Annotated in this window: 22 protein-coding genes; 5 read left to right on the forward strand and 17 right to left on the reverse strand. The window is 41.5% G+C overall.

The window, feature by feature from the left end; translation table 11 throughout:
• Window positions 1–14: 14 nt before the first annotated feature.
• Window positions 15–1,673 carry a DNA primase gene (dnaG, locus tag LDM98_RS07795; protein ID WP_223898853.1) on the reverse strand — a complete coding sequence of 553 codons (1,659 nt, stop codon included), beginning with the start codon at window positions 1,671–1,673 and terminating at the stop codon, window positions 15–17.
• Between the two features lie 110 nt (window positions 1,674–1,783).
• Between dnaG and LDM98_RS07800 the strand changes: the two genes are divergently transcribed.
• Genes LDM98_RS07800 through aroC form a run of 4 tightly spaced genes read left to right on the forward strand, consistent with a single transcriptional unit; the run spans window position 1,784 to window position 4,987 of the window.
• A complete protein-coding gene (locus LDM98_RS07800; protein WP_223898855.1) occupies window positions 1,784–2,827 on the forward strand; it encodes a lipopolysaccharide assembly protein LapB in 1,044 nt (347 codons plus the stop codon).
• Window positions 2,787–3,230 (forward strand): ribonuclease HI, encoded by a 444-nt coding sequence (gene rnhA / locus LDM98_RS07805; RefSeq protein ID WP_223898857.1) that lies wholly within the window; start codon window positions 2,787–2,789, stop codon window positions 3,228–3,230. The genes LDM98_RS07800 and rnhA overlap by 41 nt, the downstream gene beginning before the upstream one ends.
• Window positions 3,231–3,239: 9 nt before the next feature.
• Window positions 3,240–3,911 carry a ribonuclease III gene (rnc, locus tag LDM98_RS07810; protein WP_223898858.1) on the forward strand — a complete coding sequence of 224 codons (672 nt, stop codon included), beginning with the start codon at window positions 3,240–3,242 and terminating at the stop codon, window positions 3,909–3,911.
• Entirely contained in the window at window positions 3,908–4,987 is a 1,080-nt protein-coding gene (gene aroC / locus LDM98_RS07815) for a chorismate synthase (protein ID WP_223898859.1), read from the forward strand. Before rnc ends, aroC begins: the two co-directional genes overlap by 4 nt.
• A gap of 15 nt (window positions 4,988–5,002) precedes the next feature.
• On the opposite strand, the gene LDM98_RS07820 is transcribed toward aroC, so the two are convergent.
• The 11 genes from LDM98_RS07820 to LDM98_RS07870 form a co-directional block, all read right to left on the reverse strand.
• On the reverse strand, window positions 5,003–5,566 hold the full coding sequence (locus LDM98_RS07820; RefSeq protein ID WP_223898861.1) for a ribonuclease HII: 564 nt from the start codon (window positions 5,564–5,566) through the stop codon (window positions 5,003–5,005).
• A complete protein-coding gene (gene recQ / locus LDM98_RS07825) occupies window positions 5,553–7,337 on the reverse strand; it encodes a DNA helicase RecQ (RefSeq protein ID WP_223898864.1) in 1,785 nt (594 codons plus the stop codon). The genes LDM98_RS07820 and recQ overlap by 14 nt, the downstream gene beginning before the upstream one ends.
• A gap of 60 nt (window positions 7,338–7,397) precedes the next feature.
• Window positions 7,398–8,084 (reverse strand): response regulator transcription factor, encoded by a 687-nt coding sequence (locus LDM98_RS07830; protein ID WP_223898866.1) that lies wholly within the window; start codon window positions 8,082–8,084, stop codon window positions 7,398–7,400.
• A 34-nt stretch (window positions 8,085–8,118) separates the two neighbouring features.
• Window positions 8,119–8,784, reverse strand: coding sequence for a PhoU domain-containing protein (locus LDM98_RS07835; protein WP_223898868.1), 666 nt, complete (start codon window positions 8,782–8,784; stop codon window positions 8,119–8,121).
• 111 nt (window positions 8,785–8,895) lie between these two features.
• Entirely contained in the window at window positions 8,896–9,687 is a 792-nt protein-coding gene (pstB, locus tag LDM98_RS07840) for a phosphate ABC transporter ATP-binding protein PstB (RefSeq protein WP_223898869.1), read from the reverse strand.
• A 21-nt stretch (window positions 9,688–9,708) separates the two neighbouring features.
• Window positions 9,709–10,518, reverse strand: coding sequence for a phosphate ABC transporter permease PstA (gene pstA / locus LDM98_RS07845; RefSeq protein WP_223898871.1), 810 nt, complete (start codon window positions 10,516–10,518; stop codon window positions 9,709–9,711).
• Window positions 10,519–10,531: 13 nt separating this feature from the next.
• On the reverse strand, window positions 10,532–11,386 hold the full coding sequence (gene pstC, locus LDM98_RS07850) for a phosphate ABC transporter permease subunit PstC (RefSeq protein ID WP_223898873.1): 855 nt from the start codon (window positions 11,384–11,386) through the stop codon (window positions 10,532–10,534).
• Window positions 11,387–11,552: 166 nt separating this feature from the next.
• Entirely contained in the window at window positions 11,553–12,554 is a 1,002-nt protein-coding gene (gene pstS, locus LDM98_RS07855) for a phosphate ABC transporter substrate-binding protein PstS (protein WP_223898874.1), read from the reverse strand.
• A 100-nt stretch (window positions 12,555–12,654) separates the two neighbouring features.
• The gene (locus LDM98_RS07860; protein ID WP_223898876.1) at window positions 12,655–14,370 is read right to left on the reverse strand and encodes a lysophospholipid acyltransferase family protein; all 1,716 of its coding nucleotides are present in this window, start codon (window positions 14,368–14,370) and stop codon (window positions 12,655–12,657) included.
• A complete protein-coding gene (locus LDM98_RS07865) occupies window positions 14,370–14,579 on the reverse strand; it encodes a hypothetical protein (protein ID WP_223898877.1) in 210 nt (69 codons plus the stop codon). Before LDM98_RS07865 ends, LDM98_RS07860 begins: the two co-directional genes overlap by 1 nt.
• Before the next feature lie 221 nt (window positions 14,580–14,800).
• Window positions 14,801–15,469, reverse strand: a complete 669-nt coding sequence (locus tag LDM98_RS07870) for a response regulator transcription factor (RefSeq protein WP_223898878.1) — start codon at window positions 15,467–15,469, stop codon at window positions 14,801–14,803.
• 189 nt (window positions 15,470–15,658) lie between these two features.
• Here LDM98_RS07870 and LDM98_RS07875 point away from each other — a divergent pair, with 189 nt between their 5' ends.
• Entirely contained in the window at window positions 15,659–16,024 is a 366-nt protein-coding gene (locus LDM98_RS07875) for a phosphate-starvation-inducible PsiE family protein (protein ID WP_223898879.1), read from the forward strand.
• Here LDM98_RS07875 and LDM98_RS07880 read toward each other — a convergent pair.
• The 5 genes from LDM98_RS07880 to LDM98_RS07900 all read right to left on the reverse strand — a co-directional run bounded on the left by LDM98_RS07880 (window position 16,021) and on the right by LDM98_RS07900 (window position 24,293).
• Entirely contained in the window at window positions 16,021–16,704 is a 684-nt protein-coding gene (locus tag LDM98_RS07880) for a response regulator transcription factor (protein ID WP_223898880.1), read from the reverse strand. The genes LDM98_RS07875 and LDM98_RS07880 overlap by 4 nt on opposite strands.
• Before the next feature lie 151 nt (window positions 16,705–16,855).
• Window positions 16,856–18,397 carry an inorganic phosphate transporter gene (locus tag LDM98_RS07885; RefSeq protein WP_223898881.1) on the reverse strand — a complete coding sequence of 514 codons (1,542 nt, stop codon included), beginning with the start codon at window positions 18,395–18,397 and terminating at the stop codon, window positions 16,856–16,858.
• A gap of 162 nt (window positions 18,398–18,559) precedes the next feature.
• Complete coding sequence (locus tag LDM98_RS07890) at window positions 18,560–19,744, reverse strand: putative porin (RefSeq protein WP_223898882.1); 1,185 nt, start codon at window positions 19,742–19,744, stop codon at window positions 18,560–18,562.
• 88 nt (window positions 19,745–19,832) lie between these two features.
• Window positions 19,833–23,009, reverse strand: coding sequence for a carboxypeptidase-like regulatory domain-containing protein (locus LDM98_RS07895; RefSeq protein WP_223898883.1), 3,177 nt, complete (start codon window positions 23,007–23,009; stop codon window positions 19,833–19,835).
• The gene (locus tag LDM98_RS07900; protein ID WP_223898884.1) at window positions 23,010–24,293 is read right to left on the reverse strand and encodes a lipopolysaccharide assembly protein LapB; all 1,284 of its coding nucleotides are present in this window, start codon (window positions 24,291–24,293) and stop codon (window positions 23,010–23,012) included.
• Window positions 24,294–24,300: the final 7 nt, after the last annotated feature.

The raw sequence follows: 24,300 nt of genomic DNA on the forward strand, positions 1-24,300 counted from the left end.
TTCCTTCTCAACGATTAATGAAGTGAGTCATACGCTACTAGCTCACCTTTTTTCAGTCTTGGAAGTATATCCAGTTTTATCTTTTTAAGCAAAAATGTTTTCTTCTCTGCCGCTATCGCTGTATCTCTTGGTATACTCTGCAATTTATTTCTATAGTGTATCGTAAGTATGTTGATTAGGGCACTATTGAGCTCCTTTTCATCCATTGCTTTGATACTCTCATTTATACTTAAACCTACCAGCCCGGGGTGCTCGTCTTCCCCATTGATCAATGCTGTAAAAAGTGCGGTGTACTCCCCCAACATGGTCGTATCCATCACGCTAAGTACATTATCTATAAGGTTAGGATTTTCGATGAGTGTTTTTAAAATACTTAAATATCCTATATCATCTCTTTTTTGTGTAAAACTTTCTCTTGCCCTGGCTACATTGGCCTCTTTACCAAAAAGAGAAGGGGCTACACCCACCAATGTCGCTGCCATGGGAATATACGCATCTTTGATGATCTGGCTGAGTGTCTCCAAATACTGTTTCAGGGCGCCGAAGGCGGCTTCTTTGGCTCGAGGGTCATTGAGATTATACATAGATACGATCATCTCCAGCACAAAAGGGATCAACGGTTTGGCATTGCGAAGCAATTTCGCTACGCTCTCACTCTGCCCTTTGGCTATGAGGTCTGCAGGATCCTGTCCGTCAGGGAAAAGTACTACACCGCCATCAAAACCTGCCACTGACAACATCTGGGCCGCTTTCAGTGCTGCGGCTATACCCGCCTTGTCACCGTCGTACGCCAGGATCACTTTTGGATCTCCTTTGCGCAGCAGAGGCAAATGCTCCGGCGTCAATGCGGTTCCCATCCCGGCGACCGCTTCTTTAAAGCCTGCCTGATGGAACATCACTACATCTAAATACCCTTCACATACAATGATCTTTTTGTTCTTATAGATGCTCTCTTTTGCCAAATGATACCCATAAAGGAGTCTCGACTTATTGAAGAGTTTTGTTTGAGGAGAGTTGATGTACTTTGCAGGATGGTTCGTAATGGTCCTGCCGCCAAACCCGACCAAAGAACCGCTGGTAGAATAGATAGGAAAAGTGATCCTCTCCACCAAACGTGCATAATAACCGCTGCCGTTTTCATTTTGGGCGATGATCCCTGCTTCTGCTGCCTTGGGCAAAGGAAGCAGAGTCCTTTGCAGAAACTGCATCACTTCACCTCCGCTTGGCACATATCCTATCTCAAACGTTTCAATGGAATTTTGGGATATGCCTCTGTCAAGCAGATACTTCATCGCTGTTTCATTGTGATGAAGGTTTTTCACATACCAATGACCTACGGCTTCAAGTACACGTTTTGCATCAGAGTAGTCCGAGCTTCCTTTGCTGTAGGTCAATGAAAAGTTATGCATGGAAGCAAGTTTTTCTATCGCTTCAGGATAGGAGAGTTTTTCCAGCTCCATCACGAATTTAATGCTGTCTCCCCCTACGCCACAACCAAAACAGTGATAGATCTGTTTACTCGGGCTGACAACAAAAGAAGGGGTTTTTTCTCCATGAAAAGGACAGTTGGCTTTGTAGTTCGCTCCGGCTTTACGCAGCTCTATGAAGCTACCTATCACATCTACAATGTCAATACTGTTTTTTAAAGATTCTATCGAGGCATTATCTATCATTCTAAAATTATATCTAATTAGATATAATTTAAGGACGTAAACAGAGTAAAGCGCCTGTAACTGGTTATTTTAACCTTTCCCCCATTGCTTTGTTTCTCTTAAGGATTATTTTGGAACATATATTACCTGCGTATAATGACCCTCTTTTCAGTATTATGCTTATTGTTGTGATCTCTCTCATCATCGCACTCGTTACCTATGGATGGGGGCTGCATAAACAGCAAAAAGAGGAAGGGAACCTGCTCAAGTTCCTAGAAAAATTTGACACTGCCGAGTGTGCTTTGGAAACCGCGGACATGCCTTTTGAGCCTCATATGCTTAAACCGCTTACCCTACTGGCAAAAGCATTTGAAAATGCCGGAGAGTATCACAAGGCTATCAGTATTTATCTGTTCCTGATTAAAAACATTACCCATGATTCAGGGAAAATAGAACTGATGGAACGTCTGGGCAGTACCTATCTTCATGCAGGGTTTCTGGAACGATCCCAATCCATTTACACAGAAGTTCTACGCAAGAAACCCCGTAATGTTCAAGCCCTTTATGAATTGGGGATCGTCTATGAGATTATGCAAAAATACGATAAAGCCAAAGAGGTCTTAGGCCCTCTGACAATGCTAGGAGAAGAGACAACATCACTTGAAAAATTTCTGGATCTTTCAGAACTCCTTGTCAATAAGACCTTAGCCATACCGGAAAAAGTGGAAAGACTCAAACAGCTCTTAAAAGAGGCCCCGAGCCTCTACAGGCACATCATCAAAGCACTTTTATTCCTTGATACCAAAAGTGCCTGGGAGAGCATTGATCCCGAACGCATCAAAGAGCTTCTTGACGTCCTTTGGTTCTTACCGAATTCACAACTCGATTTAGATATAATCACATCAAATAAACAGCTGCAAACACTTTACTATGCGAAAGGTTATCTGCAAAAACCTGCAAAAGAAAGTGGTATTTTCAGTGTAGATATGTTAGCTACTGCAAGAGAAAATGGCTTTGAAGAGGGAGACCTGGTCTTCTCCTATCTCTGTCAAAAATGTAAACAGAGTTTCCCTGTCTCTTTCAAGCGCTGTCCGAATTGTATGGCGATAAATTCTGTTAAAGTTGAGGAAAAAATTGCAAAATCAAGCCCGAAAACAGATTACTCTTTACTCTGATGGTTCCAGCCTGGGAAATCCAGGCCCCGGCGGCTATGCGGGTATTTTGGAATTCAAGGGAGTCCGTAAAGAGTACTTTGGCGGAGATGCGCATACCACCAACAACCGTATGGAACTTCAGGCTGTGATAGAGGGGCTGAAGCTTCTGAAAGAGCCTTGTGATGTAGAGATCATCTCTGACAGCTCTTATGTGGTCAAAGCCATCAATGAATGGCTGGACGGATGGGTGCGCAAGAACTTTGCCAAAGTGAAGAATGTAGACCTATGGAAAGAGTATCTTGAAATATCAAGCCCTCACACTATATGCGGCACTTGGGTCAGAGGGCATAATGGCCATCCTGAAAATGAACGTTGTGACGAACTGGCCCGTAATGAAGCAGAAAGAATAAAATTAACACTATAGGAGAAATCTATGAATGATTACAGTCAACTGGAAGAACGACTGAACTATACATTTAAAAATAAGCAATTGATTATTGAGGCTCTGACCCATAAGAGTTACAAAAAGCCTTACAATAATGAGCGGCTTGAATTTTTGGGAGATGCCGTACTCGACCTCATTGTAGGAGAGTACCTTTTCTCCAAATTCCCCAATTCGAATGAAGGTGTACTTTCAAAGATCCGTGCTTCACTGGTCAACGAAAGCGGTTTCACACTTTTGGCCAGAAGACTCGATCTGGGTTCCTATATCTACCTTTCACTGGCAGAAGAGAACAACAACGGTCGCAACAAACCTTCCTTGCTTTCCAATGCCTTTGAAGCGATCATCGGTGCGATTTACCTTGAAGCCGGTTTAGCTACGGCCAAAGAGATATCGATCAAACTCCTGGAAGAGAGTCATCCAAAAATCGACCTTGACTCTCTCTCAAAAGATTACAAAACAGCGTTACAGGAGCTCACACAGGCAACCCACGGCGTGACACCGAACTATACGCTTTTGGACTCTTCGGGACCAGACCATAAAAAAGAGTTCGTGATCGCAGTCACCCTCGATGACAAGACCATTGCGACAGCCAAAGGTAAAAGTAAAAAAGAAGCACAGCAAAAAGCAGCCGAACTGGCATTAAAGGAACTAAAAGCATGAACACCTTTGGAAAAAAACTGACCCTTACCACGTTTGGTGAATCCCACGGTAAAGCACTCGGCTGCATACTGGATGGGGTACCTGCCGGACTGAAAATAGATGAAGCTTTTATACAAAGTGAACTTGACAGACGAAAACCCGGTAAATCAAAACTGGAAACAGGACGTAAAGAGGCGGACAAAGTGGAGATCCTTTCTGGGACATTTGAAGGCGTGAGTACAGGTACGCCTATCGCTATGATCATCTTCAACACCAATCAAAAATCCAAAGATTACGAAAATGTGAAAGATCTCTTTCGTCCCGGGCATGCGGATTTTACCTACTTTCACAAATATGGCCTAAGAGACTACCGTGGCGGGGGGAGAAGTTCAGCCAGAGAGACCGCTGCACGCGTAGCGGGCGGTGCCATAGCAAAGCTGATGCTCAAAGAGCTCGGTATCTCCATCCAGAGCGGTCTCTGTGAAGTCGATGGGATCAAAGGGGAAGTGCAGGATTTTGAATATGCAAAAAGTTCCAAGATGTATGCCCTTGACCCTGCAAAAGAAGCGGCACAGGAAGCAGCCATCCTGACAGCAAAAGAGAATCATGACTCTGTAGGTGGCGTGGTCCTTACTACGGCTACAGGCGTCCCCATAGGACTCGGTGAACCGCTCTACTACAAACTCGATGCGATACTTGCAGAAGCGATGATGGGCATCAATGCAGCTAAAGCGGTAGAGATAGGCGATGGTGTTGCCAGTACCCACCTCAAAGGTAGTGAGAACAATGATGAAATTACCCTGGATGGCTTTACCTCAAACCACTCCGGCGGTATGCTGGGAGGCATCTCCAATGGAGATACGATCGTGGTGAAGACACACTTCAAACCGACACCTTCTATCTTTCAAGAGCAACAAACGATCACGACCCACAATGAAGAGGTAAAATGCAACCTCAAAGGAAGACATGACCCGTGTGTCGCCATCAGGGGTGCTGTGGTATGTGAAGCGATGATGGCACTGACACTGGCAGATATGGCACTGCTTAATATGGGTAAAAAAATGGACCACCTGACTGCGATCTATCAAGCCCAATGATAATCCGGTCAGCGTTTAAAACAAAGCAGGTTCATCCAACCCTTTGACTCTAAACGTTTTACGATGCATTTCGCATCGGTCATATTTGAGCAAAGCCTCAATATGGGCTTTGGTCCCATACCCCTTATGTTTCTCAAAACCGTATTGGGGATATTGTTTTGCCATTGCTATCATCTCTCTGTCATGTGTGACTTTGGCCAAAATACTTGCGGCACTCACTTCAGCTACTTTTGTATCTGCCTTGACCATCGTACTGATATTTTCAACCCCAAAACTGCTGTTCCCGTCAAAAAGATACTCAACCCCAGATAGATGTTCCTGTATACTTTGTAAACCTGTCTGTAAACATTTGGAGATGCCCATCTCATCGACCTCTTTGGCTGAAAAAGTAACGATGTGATACGCTGAATTTTCGATCACGATCGGGTAAAGTGCTTCACGCTTTTTCTCTGTCAGCTTCTTGGAATCCATCAACCCCTCAATAGGATTTTTCAACACCACTCCGGCTATCACCAGTGAACCGGCCAAAGGTCCACGGCCTGCCTCATCTATCCCACATAACGGTTTACTGTGCATCATTCAAAAGAGTCAAAAACTCTTTCCCGTAACGTTCAAATTTTACTTCCCCGATCCCGTGTACTTCAAGCATCGCCTCTTTATCTTGCGGTACCTTTATACTTAGGTCTTTTAAAGTTTTATCCGAAAAAACGATATAAGGGGGGATACCTTTTTCAGAAGCGATCTGTGTACGCAGATCACGAAGCCTATCATACACTTCCACATCATAATCATCAAAATAGGTCACTCTTTTTTTGACCTCGGATTTTTGTACCGTCAGTCTCTCTTTTTTCAGTTCGATCTGATGTAAACCTTTGATCACTTCTATTCCAAAAGCTGTCAAACGATAGACTTTAAACTCGCCTATCTCCACGGCATTTAGTTCCAATAGCTTGTCACCTATTGTCAACCATTGTGATTTACTGTATTCCTCTCCTATACCATAGACAGAAAGGGTATCATGTCCATTTTGCAGTACCCTCTGTTCTTTGCTTCCTTTCAGTACATCTATCACATAATGCAACCCAAAATTCTGATCTGTACGCAAGATGGTGGAAAGTAGCATGCGTGCTGCTGTAGTAATGTCTACCTTTTCGCTTGCAGGTGCCGTACAGTTGTCACAGGTGTCTCCACACGCTTCTATGCGGTCATCAAAATAAGCAGCGATGCTCTGATGCCTGCAGTTTTCAGAATTGGCAAAACGGACCATACTGTCCAGCTTGTTGAACGCATGTTGTTTATAGGGTGTCTCCGGGAGATCTTCTATGAACATTTTTTGCTGTACGATATCCTGCGCCGAGAAGAGCAAAAGTGTTTCAGAAGCCAGTCCATCCCTTCCTGCGCGTCCTATCTCCTGATAGTAGTTCTCCAGGGTCTTTGGCATGGTCATATGTACCACAAAACGGATGTTACTCTTGTCGATCCCCATACCAAACGCAATGGTCGCAACCACTATCTGTACCCTGTCAGCCACAAAATCCGCATAAGTACGGTTCTTCTCTTCAGTAGAAAGTCCGGCATGGTATGCTCTGGCTTCTATGCCTTTGCTTTGCAAAAAGTGTGCGACGGCTTCTGTAGACTTTCGTGAAAGCGTATAGATAATACCGGACTCATCTGTATGGAGTTTCAAGAACTCCATCAGCTGTGCCCGTCCGTCTTTGATACGGTGTCGTGCATGAATGGTCAAATTCTCACGGAAAAGCGAACCTCTCACACGCTTAGGGTCCTGTAATCCCAGGTTGCTGGCGATGTCGCTTTCTACCGCATGGGTCGCAGTAGCGGTAAATGCTGCGATAGGTGTCGTGGCAAACTGCTCTTTCAGTAGAGACAGACGTCTGTAGTTCTCCCTGAATTCATGCCCCCACTCACTCACACAGTGTGCTTCATCGATGACAAAAAAGTTGATAGGAAGCTGATGCAGCAGATTTAGAAAATAGGCATTGGTGAGGCGTTCGGGTGCCACATAAAGCAGTTTTATCTCGCCTGCCCTCAAACGTGCTTCTATCTGCTGACTCTCGTCAATATCCTGCATGGAAGAGAGCATCTCTGCAGCTATACCGTTCTCCTTCAGTGCGACTACCTGGTCATGCATGAGTGCCAGCAAAGGGGACACCACAACGGTAATGCCTTCCATCAGCAGGGTAGGCAGCTGGTAACAAAGCGACTTTCCTCCACCCGTAGGTAGTATCATCAGTACATCCTGTTTTGCCAGGATCGCATCCACGACCTCTTCTTGCAAAGGTCTAAAAGCGCTGTGTCCGAAATAGTGTTCAAGGGTTTCTAATTTATTCATACTGGAAGTGTAGCGTGTCTAAGGTCAAAGAGAGGAAAAACATGTCAAATTGTCATGTTTTCAGGAGAACTTATACCCTACTCCCCATACCGGATGGAAATAATTCTGCTCATTGTCAGGGTCTATTTTATTTTTGAGCCTGTTGATAGCGACATTCACCGCATTGTCATTGACTCCCTCTCCATCAGATCCCCATACCTCATCACGAAGGAAATCTCTTGTCAGTGCTTTGTCTATATTTTTCATAAAGGTATGCAGCAAATTATACTCAAGGTTGGTAAGCGGGACGCTCTGCCCGTCAACAGTAAGAGCTTTATTTTCCAGATCCATGGTAAGTGATTTATATTTGATACGTTGTTGTTTTTGCAGGACACCGGAACGCTTAAGCAGTGCTTTGACCCTGAGTGTCAGTTCTTTGGGTGAAAAAGGTTTACTCATGTAGTCATCACCGCCTGCTTCAAATCCCTCTTCAAGTTCAGACTCTTTATCTTTGGCAGAGAGGAATATGACAGGGATATCATAGCCTATCTCTCTGAGATAGGCGACAAACTGACTCCCCTCCATTCCGGGGAGGTTACGGTCAACAAGCATCAGAGAAGGGGTTTCCTCCTCTAAGAACTGTTCAACATTCTCTGTAGAGAGAAAGCCGGTCACAGCATACCCCTCTTTACTCAAATGGTACTCAATAAGTTCTAAGATATCTTCCTCATCTTCGATGACAACTATTTCTATATTTTGATTTTGCATACGTGCATTATAGCATACACTGTATGGTTTCTATTTAGAGTTTCCCGCCCATACGTGCAAATATGACACGTTGTGACACACTTTCCAAACGGTCTATGATCTTAAGATTCTTACGTATATGTTTCAAAAGATTAAAATACTCTTCCGCAAGCCCATCCGCACTGCCTATTTGTTGTATCACATCTTTTTCCAGCAGCGTATAGATATCATCTGTTTTACTGTACTCCACATCAATTCTCGCAGCCAATGCTTTTACCTGCTCATTGTCATCAAATGTTTGCAACATTTCAATGGTATAATCAAAAGCATTGAGTGTACAACGATTAATGCTCAGGGAATCCTGGATAAGTTGGGTCATCTTATCATTTCTTTCCATGAGCATACTTTGCATATTTTTAAGATAACTGTTGATATTCGTACGAATACGGTTCAAAGCAGACGTAATTTTCAAATAAGAGACCAGTTCCCTTAGATCTCTTGCTTCTGGTGTATACTTTGCAAAGATAAGCACGATGTCATTGTCTATCTTCTCTGTCTCTTGACTGATGTCTTTCAGTCTGCCTCTGGCTTCTTCCAACTTCACTGCATCGATAGCCTGAAGTGCTTCAAGTCCCTCTTTATTTGCTGTGGCCAGCCCTTCCAGTACACTCAGTACGTCAGCTCTTACCGAAAGTCTTGCTTCTTGATATCCTGGTAACATATTTTATCCTTTATCCAAATCTTTTTTCTTTTTGCTCACTTCTAGTCCAACAGACTGATACAGGAAATCACGAAATGATTTCTCGTAAAATTTTGCCTTTGGCACATAGATTTATCCAAATCTACCAGTGATGTAATCTTCTGTCAACTTCTTTGAAGGGTTCAAAAAGATCTTATCCGTTTTGTCATACTCTATCAGATCGCCCAGATACATGAACGCCGTATAATCACTTAAACGACTGGCCTGTTGCATGTTGTGTGTCACGATCACGACTGAGACATCTTTTTTCAGCTCTGCGATCAACTCTTCGATCGCTCCCGTTGAGATAGGGTCAAGTGCCGAGGTTGGTTCATCGAAAAGCAATACCTCAGGCTTCAGTGCCACAGCTCTGGCGATACAGAGTCTCTGCTGTTGCCCGCCACTGAGCCCCAGTGCACTTTTATTCAATCTATCTTTTGTCTCTTTCCAAATAGCTGCATCTTGCAATGCTTTTTCCACACGTTCCTCTATCTCGATCTTATCTTTGATACCTGAAAGCTTCAAACCATAGGCAACATTATCAAAGATACTCATAGGAAACGGTGTGGGTTTTTGAAAGATCATTCCTACTTGTTGGCGCAACTTGATGAAATCATTCTCTTTTTTGAGATCCAGGATATTCTGTTTTTCATCATGCCCGCCATACAGGTTGATCTCACCCTCATAGCTGTTTCCGGGGTAGAGATCATGGATACGGTTCATGGCACGCAAAAGTGTGGATTTACCGCAACCACTGGGACCGATCATCGCTGTAATTTTATTTTTCTCTATAGGAAGGTTGATCTTTTTTAATGAAGGTTCATCCACACCCGCATAGGTAAAATAAAAATCTTTAATATCCATTATAATGTTATTTTCTGCCATGTTGTTTTCTGACCTTTTCTATTATTTTTTATTTCTTATCATATATCGACCGAGCAGGTTGATACACAACACAACCAGTGTAAGCACAAAAGATGCTGCCCATGCCAACTCTCTACTTTGTTCATCCGGATAAGTTGCAAGGTTATAGATACTTACCGTAAGAGAGGGAAACTGTTCTGTGAGGTCCATCGTAAAGAACTGGTTATTCGCTGATGTAAAAAGCAACGGGGCCGTCTCTCCTATGATACGTGCGAATGAGAGCAGAACCCCTGTGGTGATCCCCACTTTCGCCGCCTTGATCACTATCTGTAAAATGATCTTATGTTTGCTTCCGCCCAAAGCGATACCCGCTTCTCTCAGTTCCTTAGGCACCAGTGCCAGCATATTATCCGTGGTACTGATGATGATAGGTATCATCATAATCGCCAGTGCAACGATACCTGCCCAACCGTTGTACCCACCAAAAGGGTCAACGAACAGGGCGAAGACAAAAACACCTATGACGATGGATGGCGCTGACATCATCACATCACTTAGATTTCTAATGACAGAAGCCAGCTTGCCATTGTTGCTATACTCTCTAAGATAGATACCTGCCATCATACCAAGCGGTACAGCCAAAGCACTTGCCATAAGCGCCATGGTAAACTGTCCCACCAGAAGGTTTCTTATCCCCCCAGCTACAAGGTCATTCGTAAAAGTCTCAAAATGTAAACTTGTCATACCTTTATAACTCAAGGTCACAAGTATCCAAAATAAAAATCCTATACCTATGACTGCTGAGAGCGTAGAGAGGACCAAAACGACTTTATTCAGTATCAGTCTATTCATAATGCTGTCCTTTTCATACTGTTTTTCTTCCTAAGAAATAGAACTTCGCCATAGAGATAATGGCAAAACTGACGACAAATAAAATAAGTGCAAGATAATACATACTGCTCATCTCAAGGTCTTGTGCCTCTGCAAAGTTATTTGCGAGTAAAACCGGTATGGAAGTTGTAGGATCCGTCACTCTGCTTGGAATACTCATCACTGAACCTATAAGGAATGCAACAGCCATCGTCTCGCCCAATGCACGACCAAGTGCCAGGATAATAGAACCGATGATCCCGCCTTTTGCATAAGGCATCACCACATCCTTGATCACTTCAAATTTTGTTGCTCCCATAGCATACGCTGATTCTTTGAGCACTGAAGGTGCGGTATTCATCGCATCTCTGGTGATCGCTGCCATAAAAGGGATGATCATGATCGCCAGTACGATACCCGCGGTCAATAACCCTACACCGTTCCCTCCTACTGTTGCCTGAACAATAGGGGCAAAGTAAAAAAGTCCCCACATACCATAAATGATGCTTGGAATGGCTGCCAGTAATTCGATGGCTATTGAAACAGGTTTTACCAGTTTTTCAGTAGCGATCTCTGTCAAAAATATAGCAATCCCCATCGCCAGAGGCGTGGCAATAGCCATAGCAATCAGTGTACTGAGCAAAGTACCGACGATAGGTACATATCCACCAAAGATACCGCCTTCATCATCTTCATCCGCTTCCCACGTTTCATTGTAGAGGAAATCAAAGCCAAATTCATGCAATGCATCCTGTGCATATGAAAAAAGTACCGCAAAGATCCCTACCAAGATAAAAAAGGAGAGCGTTGCAGAGAAAAAAGAAAAATTCTTAAAGAGTTTACCACTCATGTATCGCCTTCGTAATTAATTGAAAGGATTGTAATAAAAGTTGGTTACATTTTAGTTACAAATCAAATCTTTTTTATCATGAAGGTGTCAAGAAGTAGGGGGAGAAATGTGATTTACGAAGAAGCCCCCGGGTAGAGAGCTTGTAGTTGTGTTGCTGCTAAAAGTTTTATTTAATTTTTTTAGCTTCCCAGTATTTTCTGATCTCATCTTTGGTTGATGCAGGAAGCGGCACATATCCAAGATCTGTTGCTGCTTTATCCCCATGGGTATATGCCCAGTCGATAAATGCCGTCACTTGTTTGTTTGTTTCCATTTTTTCTTCCGGAAGCAGGATAAATGTTGCTGCTACGATAGGGTACGAAGTTGCACCTGCAGGGTCACCGATCACTGCATAGAAATCATTCTCAGCTGTCCAGCTTGCATATTTAGCTGCATCCTGGAACGATTGTAGCGTTGGGTTGATATATTGACCTTCTTTGTTTTCGATCTGCGCTGCTGCCAATCCTAACTTCTCTTTATAGGAGTATTCAATGTACCCGATAGAGTTTTTGATCTGCTGGATATTTGCCGATACACCTGAGTTTGATTTACCTGCAACTAATTTTGCTGCTTTCCATGTAGGTTTTTTGCTTACTTTGATGTTTGCATCCAGTTTGTTCAAGAAGTAGGTAAAGTTAAATGTTGTACCTGATTTGTCAGCTCGTACGGCTACCGTGATAGGCTCATGCGGTAATTTTAAACCGGCATTTTGTGCCATGATCGCCTGATCATCCCAGTGCGTAATGCTTCCACTGAAGATACCTGCGATCGCGGCACGGCTCAGTTTAAGTTCTCCGTCTTTTACCCCATCGATGTTATACGCCAGAACCACTGAACCTACGACAGTAGGGAACATATAAAGCTTGTCTTTTTTAAGTGCTTTTGGCTTAAGCGGTTTGTCTGAACCGGCAAAGTCAACCATTCTTTTGGTAATGGATTTGACACCGTCACCAGAACCTGTTGGTGTGTAGTTCACCTGGTTTTTTGTTGCAGCATAATACTCTGCTGTCCAAGCTTTATATACAGGTCCAGGGAATGATGCCCCTCTCCCTTTAAGTTCATCAGCATTGACTGCTGAGAGTGCTACTGAAGCTGCCACTGCCGCCGTAAGAATTTTTTTCAATGTCATGGTTTGTTTCCTTGAGAAATAAATTGCCCTCTATGTCCATTAGACTTAGGATTGGACGAAGTATAAAACAACTTGGAAACATTTTGGTTACAGAATGTCATCAGTGGGAAAAGTAGCGCTTCCTTTTTGTCTCTTTGAGTAACTTGAGGTCTGTAATGATAAAACCATCTATACAATGGTTAAAGTCTTTGTCATATCCAAAATCCAAGAACTCTACACCACCCTCTTCACAAAGTTCAGAGTATTGTTTGAACAATGTAGGTACCGTATACCCCATGAATCCCAACTCTTCTTTTAGGCTTCTCATATCCGTTCTGTAGTCAGAACCTGAAAATATATTTTCACAATGCTCCTGCACCCATGACGATTGGATATAAGGTACTTTATGTTTGGCTAAATGCTCTTTTGAACTAAAATATGTTTGATAAAAGTAGATGATCATCCCCTGGGCTTTTTGGTTAAAGGCATTACTCAAACTCACTGCACCAAAAAGATACTGTATATCAGGACGACTTTTTATATAGGCACCTATCCCCTGCCAAAGATAGTCCAATGCCCTTGAGTTCCAGTATTTTGGCTGTACAAAACTTCTGCCCAGTTCTACTCCTTTTTCCAGATACGGTGCGAACTTTTCATCAAATTGAAACAAGGTACTTGTATAAAGCCCCTCCATATCAAAGTCATTGATGATCTCCCTACATATCCCCAGACGATAGGCACCAGCTATCTCCAGTGCCTCATCATCCCATATGATCAAATGCTTATAGTAAAAATCATAGCTGTCTATATCACGTTTCTTACCGCTGCCTTCCCCTACATGACGAAAACTGATCTCACGTAATCGTCCTATCTCTTTAATGACACAATTCTCTTTCTCAGATTCATACACCATAATATGTTTGCCATCTGTTGTCTTCCCCAAAAGTATGCCGCGCTTCAATTCCTTTTTCAATTCACTTTTTTCTTCTGGTACAGAAATCTCATTATAGGTTGAGAAGATCGGTTTGTGATTTTTAGCCACTTTATAGAGATGTTTTCTAAGAAGCTTCACGCTCTCTTTACGTGAAATGTTTGGTACATTATAGGCATCAAAAGGAATGGTTTTGCCTATAGTAAATTCAATATTTTTTCCTTTTGCTTTAAACATCTCATGTGGAAGTGTTGCCGTCGCCAAAGAACGATTCAGCATAGAGAGCAGATAAAAGTTCTTAGAGTTCTTCGCTTTGATATAAATAGGAAGGATAGGTGCCTGCATCTTGGATGCGATCTTTAAAAATCCGCTTTTCCATGGTGTGTCTTTTATGCCATTGGGCTTTGCACGACTGACTTCTCCCGAAGGGAATATGATCACTGCCTGTTCAGCTTTCAAAGCATCATAGATATTTTTAACGGTCTCTTTATCCATTTTCCCGTTAATATTGTCTACAGGGATGATGATATCTTTCAGGTTGTCAAACTGCGATAAAAAAGAGTTTGCAACGATCTTGATATCTTTTCGTACATTTTTAAGCAGATGCAGCAATGCCATGGCATCCAGCGCACCCAATGGATGGTTTGCAATGATAACGGTACGCCCGTAGGCAGGGATACGGGTCAGTTCATTGGTCTTCAACCCGATAGAGATATCAAAATAATCTATAATTGCTTCTACATAAGAGAACGTATCTTTATGTGTATTCTCTGAGATAAACGTATTGATCTCATTTTCATGAAAGAACTTTTTCATACTGCTAAACAATACTTTTTTTGCAATATGCGGGAAGGTTTCAATTTCTGGATAATGGTGTACCAGATAATTTTCTACACTGATCTGCATTAGGCTATCCTATAGGCATGATTGATCTCATCAACAAAATGACGATGTACGGCTTTTACTTTTGTATGTGCATGAAAAAGTGCTTCAACCAGATCCCACTCTTCATAGATAGTACTTGTAGCCTCCTCTTCATCGATCGAAAAAGTTTTTGCAACACTTTTAGCAAGTTTCGCTATTTTTTTATCTGATATGAATATTTCATCTTTCATATTTTTCTCCATTCAAACTTATAGTTAACAATAAGATATAGTGATAACATATTTATAACATGCCATTACTATAAGGAAGTATTAAAAAAACTGTAATGAGACATCATGGATGAAGGAGATACACTGTCTCACTCGTGGGTCTGAGAAAAGATGCCTCTTCCAAGAGTAAAAGAAAACGTTTTCATTTCAGTAATATGCAACCAGTCAATATGTAGTAGTCGCTATTGAAACTTATACCCTATGCCTCGCACTGGTACGATATACTCTTTTTTTTCATGGGGATCGATCTTTTTCTTCAAACGGTTAATCGTGACATTCACCGTACGTTTTTGGATATCTTCATTCCCATTCCAGATATTCTGAAGCAGATATTCTCTGTCGAGTGCTCTATTGTTATTTTTGATGAACAGACCCAAGAGTTCAAACTCTAACCTAGTAAGTTCAACCTCTTCATTTCCTATATATGTTTTTCTGGTGTTGAAATCCATGACGATATCTCTGGCCATCAATCTCTCGGCTTCTATAGGAATGGTACGTCTAAGTATCGCTTTGACACGATAAAGCAGTTCTTTCATGTTAAAGGGTTTTCTTAAGTAATCATCCCCTCCACGCAAGAACCCCTCTTCTATCTCCTCATCTCTGTCCTTCGCAGAAACGAACATTACAGGTGTCGTCACCCCTTTGTCACGCAGATAGCTTACAAACTCACTGCCTTCAACTAGAGGAAGCGTACGGTCCACGAGCATAAGATCTACGTTCTCTTGTTCCAGTATAGACTCCACCCCTTTTGTTGAAGTAGATCCAATGACCTTATACCCCTCTTTTACAAGATGAAAGGTTTCCAACTCCAGTAGATCTTCATTGTCTTCAATACTTAAAATTATTGCCATAGGATCCATTCCTTTTACCATGAACAAGCCTTTTTTATCTCTATTGATCTTCATATGACGTCAACGTACCTATTGAAGATTCATGAAGCAATAGTATAAAAAACCGGTTTCATTTCGGTAACATTTTCTCTACGAAGCGATCTATACTTCCGGTTATCGTGTTGTTATCATTTATCACTACACTTTCACATGAACTTTATAAAACAACACTACGAACTACTGTGCGCTTCAGTTATATTCGTTGCCATACTAAGTACACACTATCCCTTTTATAAAGCTATCATTTTGATGCTGGAGTTTGTTGTGATCATAGAGGTGGTAAAAATGATCTCGGAGTTTATAGACAAGAAAAGATTACGACTGAGGTATGTGATCGATGTATTTATTATCTTTTTGACACGGGATGTGATCATATTGACAACACACCCAGACAAAGACCGCCAAGAGATACTCTTTTTACTTTTAGTGATCTTTGTCTTTTTTCTCTTTAGGATTCTAGCCGTACTCTTTTCGCCTGCACTGTCCAGAAAGAAAAAAGCACAGAAGCCGTTTTAGAGCAATTTATATCCAACACCCCATACCGGAGCAAAATACTCTTTCACGCCTTCAGGGTCGATCTTCTTTTTAAGTCTGTTCATCGCAACATTGATGGTTTTATCATGAAAGTTTGTACTGTCATCACCCCAGACTTCATCACGCAAATAATCTCTGTCTAATGGCTGATGCGGATTTTTGACAAAGGTATGAAGAAGTTTAAATTCCAGGTTGGTCAACTCTATGCGTCTCTCCTCTATGAAAAGTTCACGTTTTTGCAGATCCAATATAAGGTCTCTGTATTTTACCTTATCGCTGGATGTCGCACCACTGCGTTTCAATAGTGCGGCTATTCTCAAAAGAAGTTCTTTACTGCTGAAAGGCTTTGTCATATAGTCATCACCTCCGGAGTGGAAACCTTCTTCCAGGTCACTCTCTTTATCTCTTGCTGTCAGGAACAACACGGGAATATCATATCCCAAGTCCCGTATTTTTGAAACAAATTCACTTCCCTCTACACCAGGAAGATTTCTGTCAACGATCATCAGGGAAGGATTTTCTTCTTCCAGGAACTGTTCTACATTTTCTGTAGAGACGAACCCTGTAACAGTGTATCCTTCTTTTTCAAGATGATATTCAAGAAGTTCTAAAATATCCGGTTCGTCTTCAATAACGATGATTTCTATATCTCTATTTTGCATTCTATAGCATAGTATATCTTGATAACAATTTGATTACAGATGAGGGAGAAGGGTAAAGGGGAGGGGTTTCTAAAAGGAACGCAGATATCTCTACCTGCGTTACAACGGTATATGATTGTTGTGCAAGCTGATGCTGCACATCAAATGATGTCTAGCTCGCTACACCTTTAAGTATGAAGAAAATAATGGCAGATAGTACTGCTGCGGCCGGTACAGTGATCACCCATGCCGCTACGATCTTTTTCACCATACCGCGTTTTACGTAATTCTCACGCAATGAACGCTTCAAGCTTTTGACTTTTTTCTTTTGGACTTTAGCCGCTTCGATTAATTCGACTTGTCTCTTATAATCTCCTGCAGCTTTCAATTCTGCAAGTTCTGACTTAAGGGCATTGTGCTTTTCCATTTCGATATGAAGTCTCTCCTGCTTCACACTCATATCTTTGCTGTCAAGCCACTCTCTAAGAAAACCGACCCCAAAGATCGCACCTACAGCAATGTGTGTAGAAGAGACCGGTAAACCAAGCTGAGAAGCAATAACCACTGTGATCGCCGCAGCCATCATAATGGAAAATGCCCTCATCTGATCAAGCTCAGTGATCTCAGACCCTACCGTTCTTATGAGTCTTGGTCCAAACAGTGCAAGACCTACAGAGATACCCACACCACCGATAACCATGACCCATAAAGGGATCGCTGCTTTTTCAGAAACAGCAAGTGTGGTCAATGCATCATTTACCGCTGCCAAAGGGCCAACCGCATTGGCAACGTCATTTGCGCCATGTGCAAAGCTCAGAAGTGCCGCTGCAAAAATAAGAGGAATCGTAAAAAGCATATTGACCGCTTCTCTAGAGTTATCCAGACCAACGACTTTTTTTGCTACTCTAGGCTTAACGATCAAGAAAGTGATCACTCCTCCGATCACACCTAAGATCAATGCCACAGAAAAAGATGGCTTCTTGGTTTGAGGCAAGAAACTCAATATCTCAGTGATCGTTCCCCAGATATGTTTAAAGCCTTTAAGCGTCAAATAGGTGATAAATGCTGCTGACATGATAGCCACGAGTGCAGGTATGACTCTTTTAGCCGCCGTTAACCTATCTGTTTTATAGATCACCTGTGATTTGATGACATAAAGGAATGTCGCTGAAATCACTCCACCCAGTACAGGTGAGATCACCCATGAAGCAGCGATCTTACCCATGGTTCCCCAAGAAACGATAGCAAAACCACCTGCAGCGATACCGCCGCCAAGGACACCGCCCACGATTGAGTGTGTGGTTGAAACCGGTGCTTTAAGCCATGTTGCAAGATTCAGCCATAGTGCTGCGGCAAGCAGTGCAGCAGACATACCATAGACAAATAGCATAGGGTCATTACCAAAAGCAGCTGGAGAAATGATCCCTTTTTTAATGGTTCCTACCACATCACCGCCAGCGATGAGTGCACCGCCCGCTTCAAAAATAGATGCGATAAGTACAGCACCACCTATGGTCAATGCGCCTGAACCAACGGCTGGGCCTACGTTATTGGCAACATCATTCGCACCGATATTCATCGCCATATAGGCACCAAATACCGCTGCTAGTACTAAAAATCCTCCGTGTGTTGCCTGTCCCATAACGCTGTTTGCATAAAACGCTACGGCTACAGCAAAACCTGCACCCAGTATTATTTTTAATGTATTGTTCATCTACATTCCTTCATTTGTGTATTAGTGGCGGGATTATAGAAAAAAAGTATTACAATTCTGTTACCAAAATGTAACCAAATGCAAGTAAAAGAAAATTGGGAGTTGAAAAAGTCAAGATGGGCAGAGTATGCCCATCTTTAGGAGTTTACATGATATTTTGGACTAGAATGTAATAATCGCGTCTAACTGCACACGCTCATAGTCTGCATCTGCAGGATCGCCAACTTTGCTTCCATAGAGTGTATTGAAGAAGAAAGTACCGGCAAGATATGTGTTTTCGCCAAATTTATATTTTGTTCTGATAGCATGACCTTTGGCAGCTGTACCACCACCGAAGTTATCTGAGTCAGAGTGCGCACCAAGCACCGCATCTTCTTGGATATCTGTATAAGAGTATTTTACTTGCCAATCACCAACTTCTTTAGCCTTACCGAGTTGAAATGCCAAATCGTATCCAAAGTTATTGTCATCTGCAGCTGTGTTATATGCTACACCAGCAGCGATTGAAAATGGTTTACCAAGTACATTTTTAAACTCGAGTTCTCCAAATCCTTCTACGATATGATAATCATTAGCAAACACACCATCTACCGTTAAAGTGTTACCCATACCTGTACCTTTATTGTCACTATAAAGTGATGTATTACCTTTGACACCATCATAATAGTAAATACCCGCACCCACATTCAGTGTTGAGCTTTCTAACTTTGTTTTTTGTACATATTGTGCTAAAAAGAGATTTACATCATCCTTTGCAATAATATTTTCCGCATAACTTGGTTGGTTAATACCTGCAGTGATGATCTTTGTATCATCTTGGTACTGATAGTTAATACCATCTAATGAAAGATCGTTATCCCAAACAAGTTGTGATTTAATAGGTCTATACATCATGTATGGTGATCTACCAACTTTCCAAGTAGAGTTACCATATGTATAATCAAGAGCTAAAGCATTGAATCTAAGCGACTGGAAAAAGTAATCTGACAGAGCTTCAGTATCCTTATTCGCCTCAACAAAAGTTTGGTTACCTGAAGTCGGGTTACCAAAACCACTTCTCATACCAACTTCAAATTGAAGATGATCTGTGATATCAATATGTGCGCCTAGTCTTAAACGATATCGACCAAGATACTTATTACTTTCAGTACCGTCATAATAGTCAGTCTCTTTACTCTCATAACGTAGTCTTAAGTCACCTTTGAAATGAATTCTATCGAAGATACTTTTTTCAGTTGTTGCAGTTGTGTCTTTCGCTTCTTCTATTCGTTCAATTGGGTGACTAATGTCCGATTCAGCCATTGCTACTGTCGCTAGTGCGGCCATGGATAGTACAATTTTTTTCATTTGTATAATTCCTTGTTATTTTTGATGCGGAAGTATAAAACAAATTGGTTACAAATTGATTACCATATGGTTACAAGTATCAGACCCTTTAGAATTTAGCGGAAATTTTCAGGTCTAGTGTCGGTCCTGTTTTGTAATATCGTGTAATACCATCACCCTCTTTCCATACAGTTTCATCATCCAGTAAATTTCCTGCTTTCACCTTCAACTCTAACGGATATCCATAATCAAACTTCTCGATCCATACAAGGTCCAAAAGTGTTGGCGGTGTTTCATACTGATCTTCTAGTCCCAATCCAAATGCGATAATACCTACTTTTCGAATACGTTCAGACATATAGTTTGCATTAAGAGATACTGAGCGATCATCATCCTCGTATCCCACTGTTAAGTTTGCAACATATGGTGAAAGCCCCTGCAGCGTTCTGTGGTTGGTTGTAAACTGTGTTTGCTGTTCTTCACTCAAAGACACATCCGACTCATTGTAGGAAAAGTTCCCCGATACATAATAGTTTTGCCACATTTGTCCAAGAAAATCCAGGTTCTTTCTACCATCTATCTCTATGCCATAAAGTGTTGCAGTGTCAGTATTGGCAAACGAATAGATAGGTAATGATGTAGAATACTGTAGTACATCTTCAATGGGCTTATCCATATATTTGTAAAACAATCCCAACTTGACAAACTCTGCCTCAGAGAAGAAGTAGCTATATTTAAGATCAAGATTATACATAATAGTATTGACCAAATCAGGATTACCGATAATCGTTGCTGGTTCAAATGGATGATTATATACACCACTAAGCTCTCTTAGGTCAGGCATAATATACGTTTTTGATGCCGCTATATCAAAAATATTTTTGTCATCATATGTATATTTCACGCTGAACGAAGGGAAGAACTCTTTGACTTCCGTACTGCTCGATGTGGTTGTGATAGTGTTTCTTAATGACATATCCGGATTGGAGGTGTCTTTCACATATTCATCTATTGTTTGGGTTAGATTTACATATCGTAGACCGAAAACTGCTTCAATTTTCTCCGTAGGCCGCAACATCAAAGAAACATATGGACTCTTTTCATCAACATATCCGTCGAATGCATCTGCAGGCTTGTTAAATGAGGTCAAAAGAAATGGACGGTAATCGTATGGATAATCAGGTATGACATACAACCCATAAATCGTATCAATACCTTGCGTCATCATTTGATCCTCTATCAGTGATGTAGGGCTTGTAGACAATTTAAATCTTCTTTGTCGTGAAACTCTCTCTTTGGAAGAGACAGTGATACCATATTCAATAGATTCATCCGGATTAAATATTTCTATTTGGTGTTTATTTTTTAGATATAAAGACTTCAGTACATCATCAGACTCTACTCTTGTAGCTGCATTGTTAGCTGAATTTTTGTTGTAAAGATATGCAAAATCCGCTGTATTATAGTAGATATATTCGTAATTGTTAGGCTGATAAAAATTTGCCGTGCTGTGTTGTAGACCAAAACTAAATGTGGAAGCAGAATTAAATACTCTATAATCGATCTCTCCACTTAACTGGTCAGCATTCATTTCTCTCTCTTCCCAGTCAAGATTATAGATGGTTAAATGCTCATCATTTGAACCTAAAATACCATCAGTGATCCTGGTTTTTTTACTTGCATCCTTTGTATACAGCTTCGTATACTTAAGTTTGAATACATCCAAAAAGTTATAACCGATATTCAACATACCTCCATGGGATATAGTCATTTCTCTTTGATCAATCGTACCTGACTGCGTAGGGGTATCATACTGATTCCCATACATGTCGTAGTCGTAATTAAAGTATTGTTCTTGTCTAAATCTATTCTCTTGCGTATATCCATAGGTTGCAAAGACAGACAATTCATGATCATCATTCACTGTAAAATTTTTACCAGCCTCGATAGATCCACTTACTCCTGGTAACACAGTGGTCTTGTTGACGGCATATATACGATTGATAAACATTCTGGTAAAGTCAGAAAGTTGTTCCTTTGTAAAATAATCTGTTGTCAATAGTGGTGTAGTTTCACCGATATGCATCTCTGTCGCATCAAGAATAGGCTGTGGAATATCACGGTACGAAAAGTCATATCCGGTCCAGTCTGTTGCAGATCCGACATAGTCTATCTGTGCCGTACCGGTATCTCTGTTAAATTTTGTTCCTAAAGAGATCTTGATGAAATCCTCATCAACATTTCCTCTGGTTCTGATATCTATATATCCACCACCAAAATTGCTTGGGATGTCAGCGGATGCACTTTTTTGTACTTTCATCGAACCGATAACCGAAGTAGGGAAAATGTCAAGAGGCACAGATCGCTTCATAGGGTCCGGGGAAGGCAATGGCATAGAGTTCATCTCTACATTAGAGTATCTCTCCCCAAGTCCACGAACATAGATATTTTTCCCATCGACCAAAGTAACACCGGTGACTCTTTTCAGTGCAGCAGCTGCATCAGAGTCTCCTTTTTTTGATATCTCTTGAGAACCCAGAATGTTCGCTACTGCATTGCTATTTTTCTCTTCTGCGATAACATCTGCGATACTACCTTCGATCTTCGGAGCAAGGACAACAAACTCTTCAAGCTCCATACTTGCCGGAGTCAATTTGACTGTTCTAGAAGTCGTTGCATCTTTTTTAACCACGATCCCTCCGATCGTCTGTGCACTGTAAGCCGAGTGTACTACAGAGATACTTAACGTTTTTCCGGATGGTACTTTTGCAGAGAAACGACCATTCCCATCCGTTCTTACATCTACCGACGTACCTCGTACAAAGACTCTAGCACCTGAAACAGGGGTATTTCCTTCTGAAGAGAGTACCTGCCCTCTCAGTATCCCCTCTCCGGTGACTTTTTCCTCTTTTCTTTCCACTGATGCAGCCACCGCCACGGGGGTATCTATGTCTATACTGTCTGTCCCGCTTTTAGAGAGTGTCGCAATAACTTCTGTGTCTCTTCCCTCTTTGATAGAAACAGGTTTTTTAAAATACCCCAGGTTCTCGCCTGCAGCATTTTTACCAAAGATCTCTATCTGGTGTTTTCCTGCAACGAGAGCTATCTTTACGGCACCATCTTTATCTGTATGAAAAACCTTTTTGCCATCGACTTTTATCTCATTCTTCGCAAGGGGGCTCCCCTCACTGAAAAGCAACACTGAAAGTGTACCCTCTTTTAACTCACTGGCCATGACAACCAGTGGCAGTGTCATTAAAAGCAATAATTGCGCCAACTTCTTCATTTATATACACTCCAGACTGTTACTTCTACATTTTTCAATATTCTTACGGATCACCGTCGCTTTAGAGAAGAGCTCATCATCTTCAATCTTTTTAAGATGTTCTTCTGCACTCTCATAATCTTTGACCATATAGTATGCATACGCCAATGCATAACGCATATTGTCATTTTTCAAAAGACCGTATCTATCAAGCGCGTCTTTGACTCCTATGATCTTCTCAAACTCACCTTTACCGATATAGATCGCTACTTTCTGTTTGGTCTTTTCTTCTTTATCTGTCATCATTGAATTGAGATACAGCGCATGTGCAAGTTCACCGTTTCTTCTGTACATCTCTGCAGCTTCTTTCAGATATTTCGCATCATAAAAAGAACCCTTTTCAAAAAGATCCGCAGTAACATGAGGCATCTCTTTTTGGTTATAGTAATGCCCCAGTAAAATGTGTACTTTTGCCGAAGACGGGGACTTCAGCTTCGCCTCTTCAAGTACCTTGATCGCCTCTTCTGATTCACCCCCGCTTTGAAGCATCTGTGCCAAGGAGATATACTCCTGTGCATTTGCAGGCATCTTCTGCATATAGGCTTTTGCCGCAGCGATGGCAGCCTGATAGAGCTTTAATTCTGCAAAATAATAAAACTTCTGTTTCAGCAATGTTGCATCTTTAGGGAAAATCTTTGCCCCTCTGCTCAGTGCATCGATCGCAGCACCTTTTTGATCCGCTTTCCAGTAACACTCTGCTCTAAGTGTGAATAGAGATGCACTGGCACGCCCTTTTTCTCCTGCTGCATCGAGTGCATGTACGGCATTGAGATACTGCTCTGCTTTATAATATGCCTGGGAAAGATAGATGTTGATCTCCTCTATCTGATCTTTTCTTACTTTCTCCGGATCAAACACCGGCTTTTTTACTATAGGCTCTTCTACTTTTTTCTTTTCAGAAAAAACACTGAAAAGATACTCTCTTTTAGGCTTCTCTTCCACCGGTGGCTCATAACTCTTTTGCTTGGTTGCAATGATCGCTTTTTTAAATGCATCAATAGATGCCTGATAATTCTCATTTTTCAGAAAGATCAATCCTCTCATATTATGATATTTATCCCATTCGATCTTCGTATGGGAATCTTTAGCTTGCTGAAGTTCTTCAAGTGCTTTATCGTACTTCCCGTCATAGTACATAATCGTAGCGATCTCCATATGATTGATCGTTTGTTCTTCAGCTTCATTCGCCTGCAGTGAATATGTCAAGAAAAGGACAAATGATAGTGTAATAATTTTTTTCAACATGACTTCA

The sequence above is a fragment of the Sulfurovum sp. TSL1 genome (genome assembly GCF_019972135.1).
Lineage (GTDB): Bacteria > Campylobacterota > Campylobacteria > Campylobacterales > Sulfurovaceae > Sulfurovum.

Coding starts and splice junctions, on each gene's coding strand:
- rnc (WP_223898858.1), top strand. CDS start 3,240: ATGAATGATTACAGTCAACTGGAAGAACGACTGAACTATACATTTAAA.
- LDM98_RS07820 (WP_223898861.1), bottom strand. CDS start 5,566: ATGATGCACAGTAAACCGTTATGTGGGATAGATGAGGCAGGCCGTGGA.
- pstS (WP_223898874.1), bottom strand. CDS start 12,554: ATGACATTGAAAAAAATTCTTACGGCGGCAGTGGCAGCTTCAGTAGCA.
- recQ (WP_223898864.1), bottom strand. CDS start 7,337: ATGAATAAATTAGAAACCCTTGAACACTATTTCGGACACAGCGCTTTT.
- LDM98_RS07890 (WP_223898882.1), bottom strand. CDS start 19,744: ATGAAAAAAATTGTACTATCCATGGCCGCACTAGCGACAGTAGCAATG.
- LDM98_RS07875 (WP_223898879.1), top strand. CDS start 15,659: ATGAACTTTATAAAACAACACTACGAACTACTGTGCGCTTCAGTTATA.
- LDM98_RS07830 (WP_223898866.1), bottom strand. CDS start 8,084: ATGCAAAATCAAAATATAGAAATAGTTGTCATCGAAGATGAGGAAGAT.
- LDM98_RS07860 (WP_223898876.1), bottom strand. CDS start 14,370: ATGCAGATCAGTGTAGAAAATTATCTGGTACACCATTATCCAGAAATT.
- LDM98_RS07865 (WP_223898877.1), bottom strand. CDS start 14,579: ATGAAAGATGAAATATTCATATCAGATAAAAAAATAGCGAAACTTGCT.
- aroC (WP_223898859.1), top strand. CDS start 3,908: ATGAACACCTTTGGAAAAAAACTGACCCTTACCACGTTTGGTGAATCC.
- pstC (WP_223898873.1), bottom strand. CDS start 11,386: ATGAGTGGTAAACTCTTTAAGAATTTTTCTTTTTTCTCTGCAACGCTC.
- LDM98_RS07835 (WP_223898868.1), bottom strand. CDS start 8,784: ATGTTACCAGGATATCAAGAAGCAAGACTTTCGGTAAGAGCTGACGTA.
- LDM98_RS07880 (WP_223898880.1), bottom strand. CDS start 16,704: ATGCAAAATAGAGATATAGAAATCATCGTTATTGAAGACGAACCGGAT.
- LDM98_RS07900 (WP_223898884.1), bottom strand. CDS start 24,293: ATGTTGAAAAAAATTATTACACTATCATTTGTCCTTTTCTTGACATAT.
- LDM98_RS07895 (WP_223898883.1), bottom strand. CDS start 23,009: ATGAAGAAGTTGGCGCAATTATTGCTTTTAATGACACTGCCACTGGTT.
- pstA (WP_223898871.1), bottom strand. CDS start 10,518: ATGAATAGACTGATACTGAATAAAGTCGTTTTGGTCCTCTCTACGCTC.
- LDM98_RS07870 (WP_223898878.1), bottom strand. CDS start 15,469: ATGGCAATAATTTTAAGTATTGAAGACAATGAAGATCTACTGGAGTTG.
- LDM98_RS07885 (WP_223898881.1), bottom strand. CDS start 18,397: ATGAACAATACATTAAAAATAATACTGGGTGCAGGTTTTGCTGTAGCC.
- dnaG (WP_223898853.1), bottom strand. CDS start 1,673: ATGATAGATAATGCCTCGATAGAATCTTTAAAAAACAGTATTGACATT.
- pstB (WP_223898869.1), bottom strand. CDS start 9,687: ATGGCAGAAAATAACATTATAATGGATATTAAAGATTTTTATTTTACC.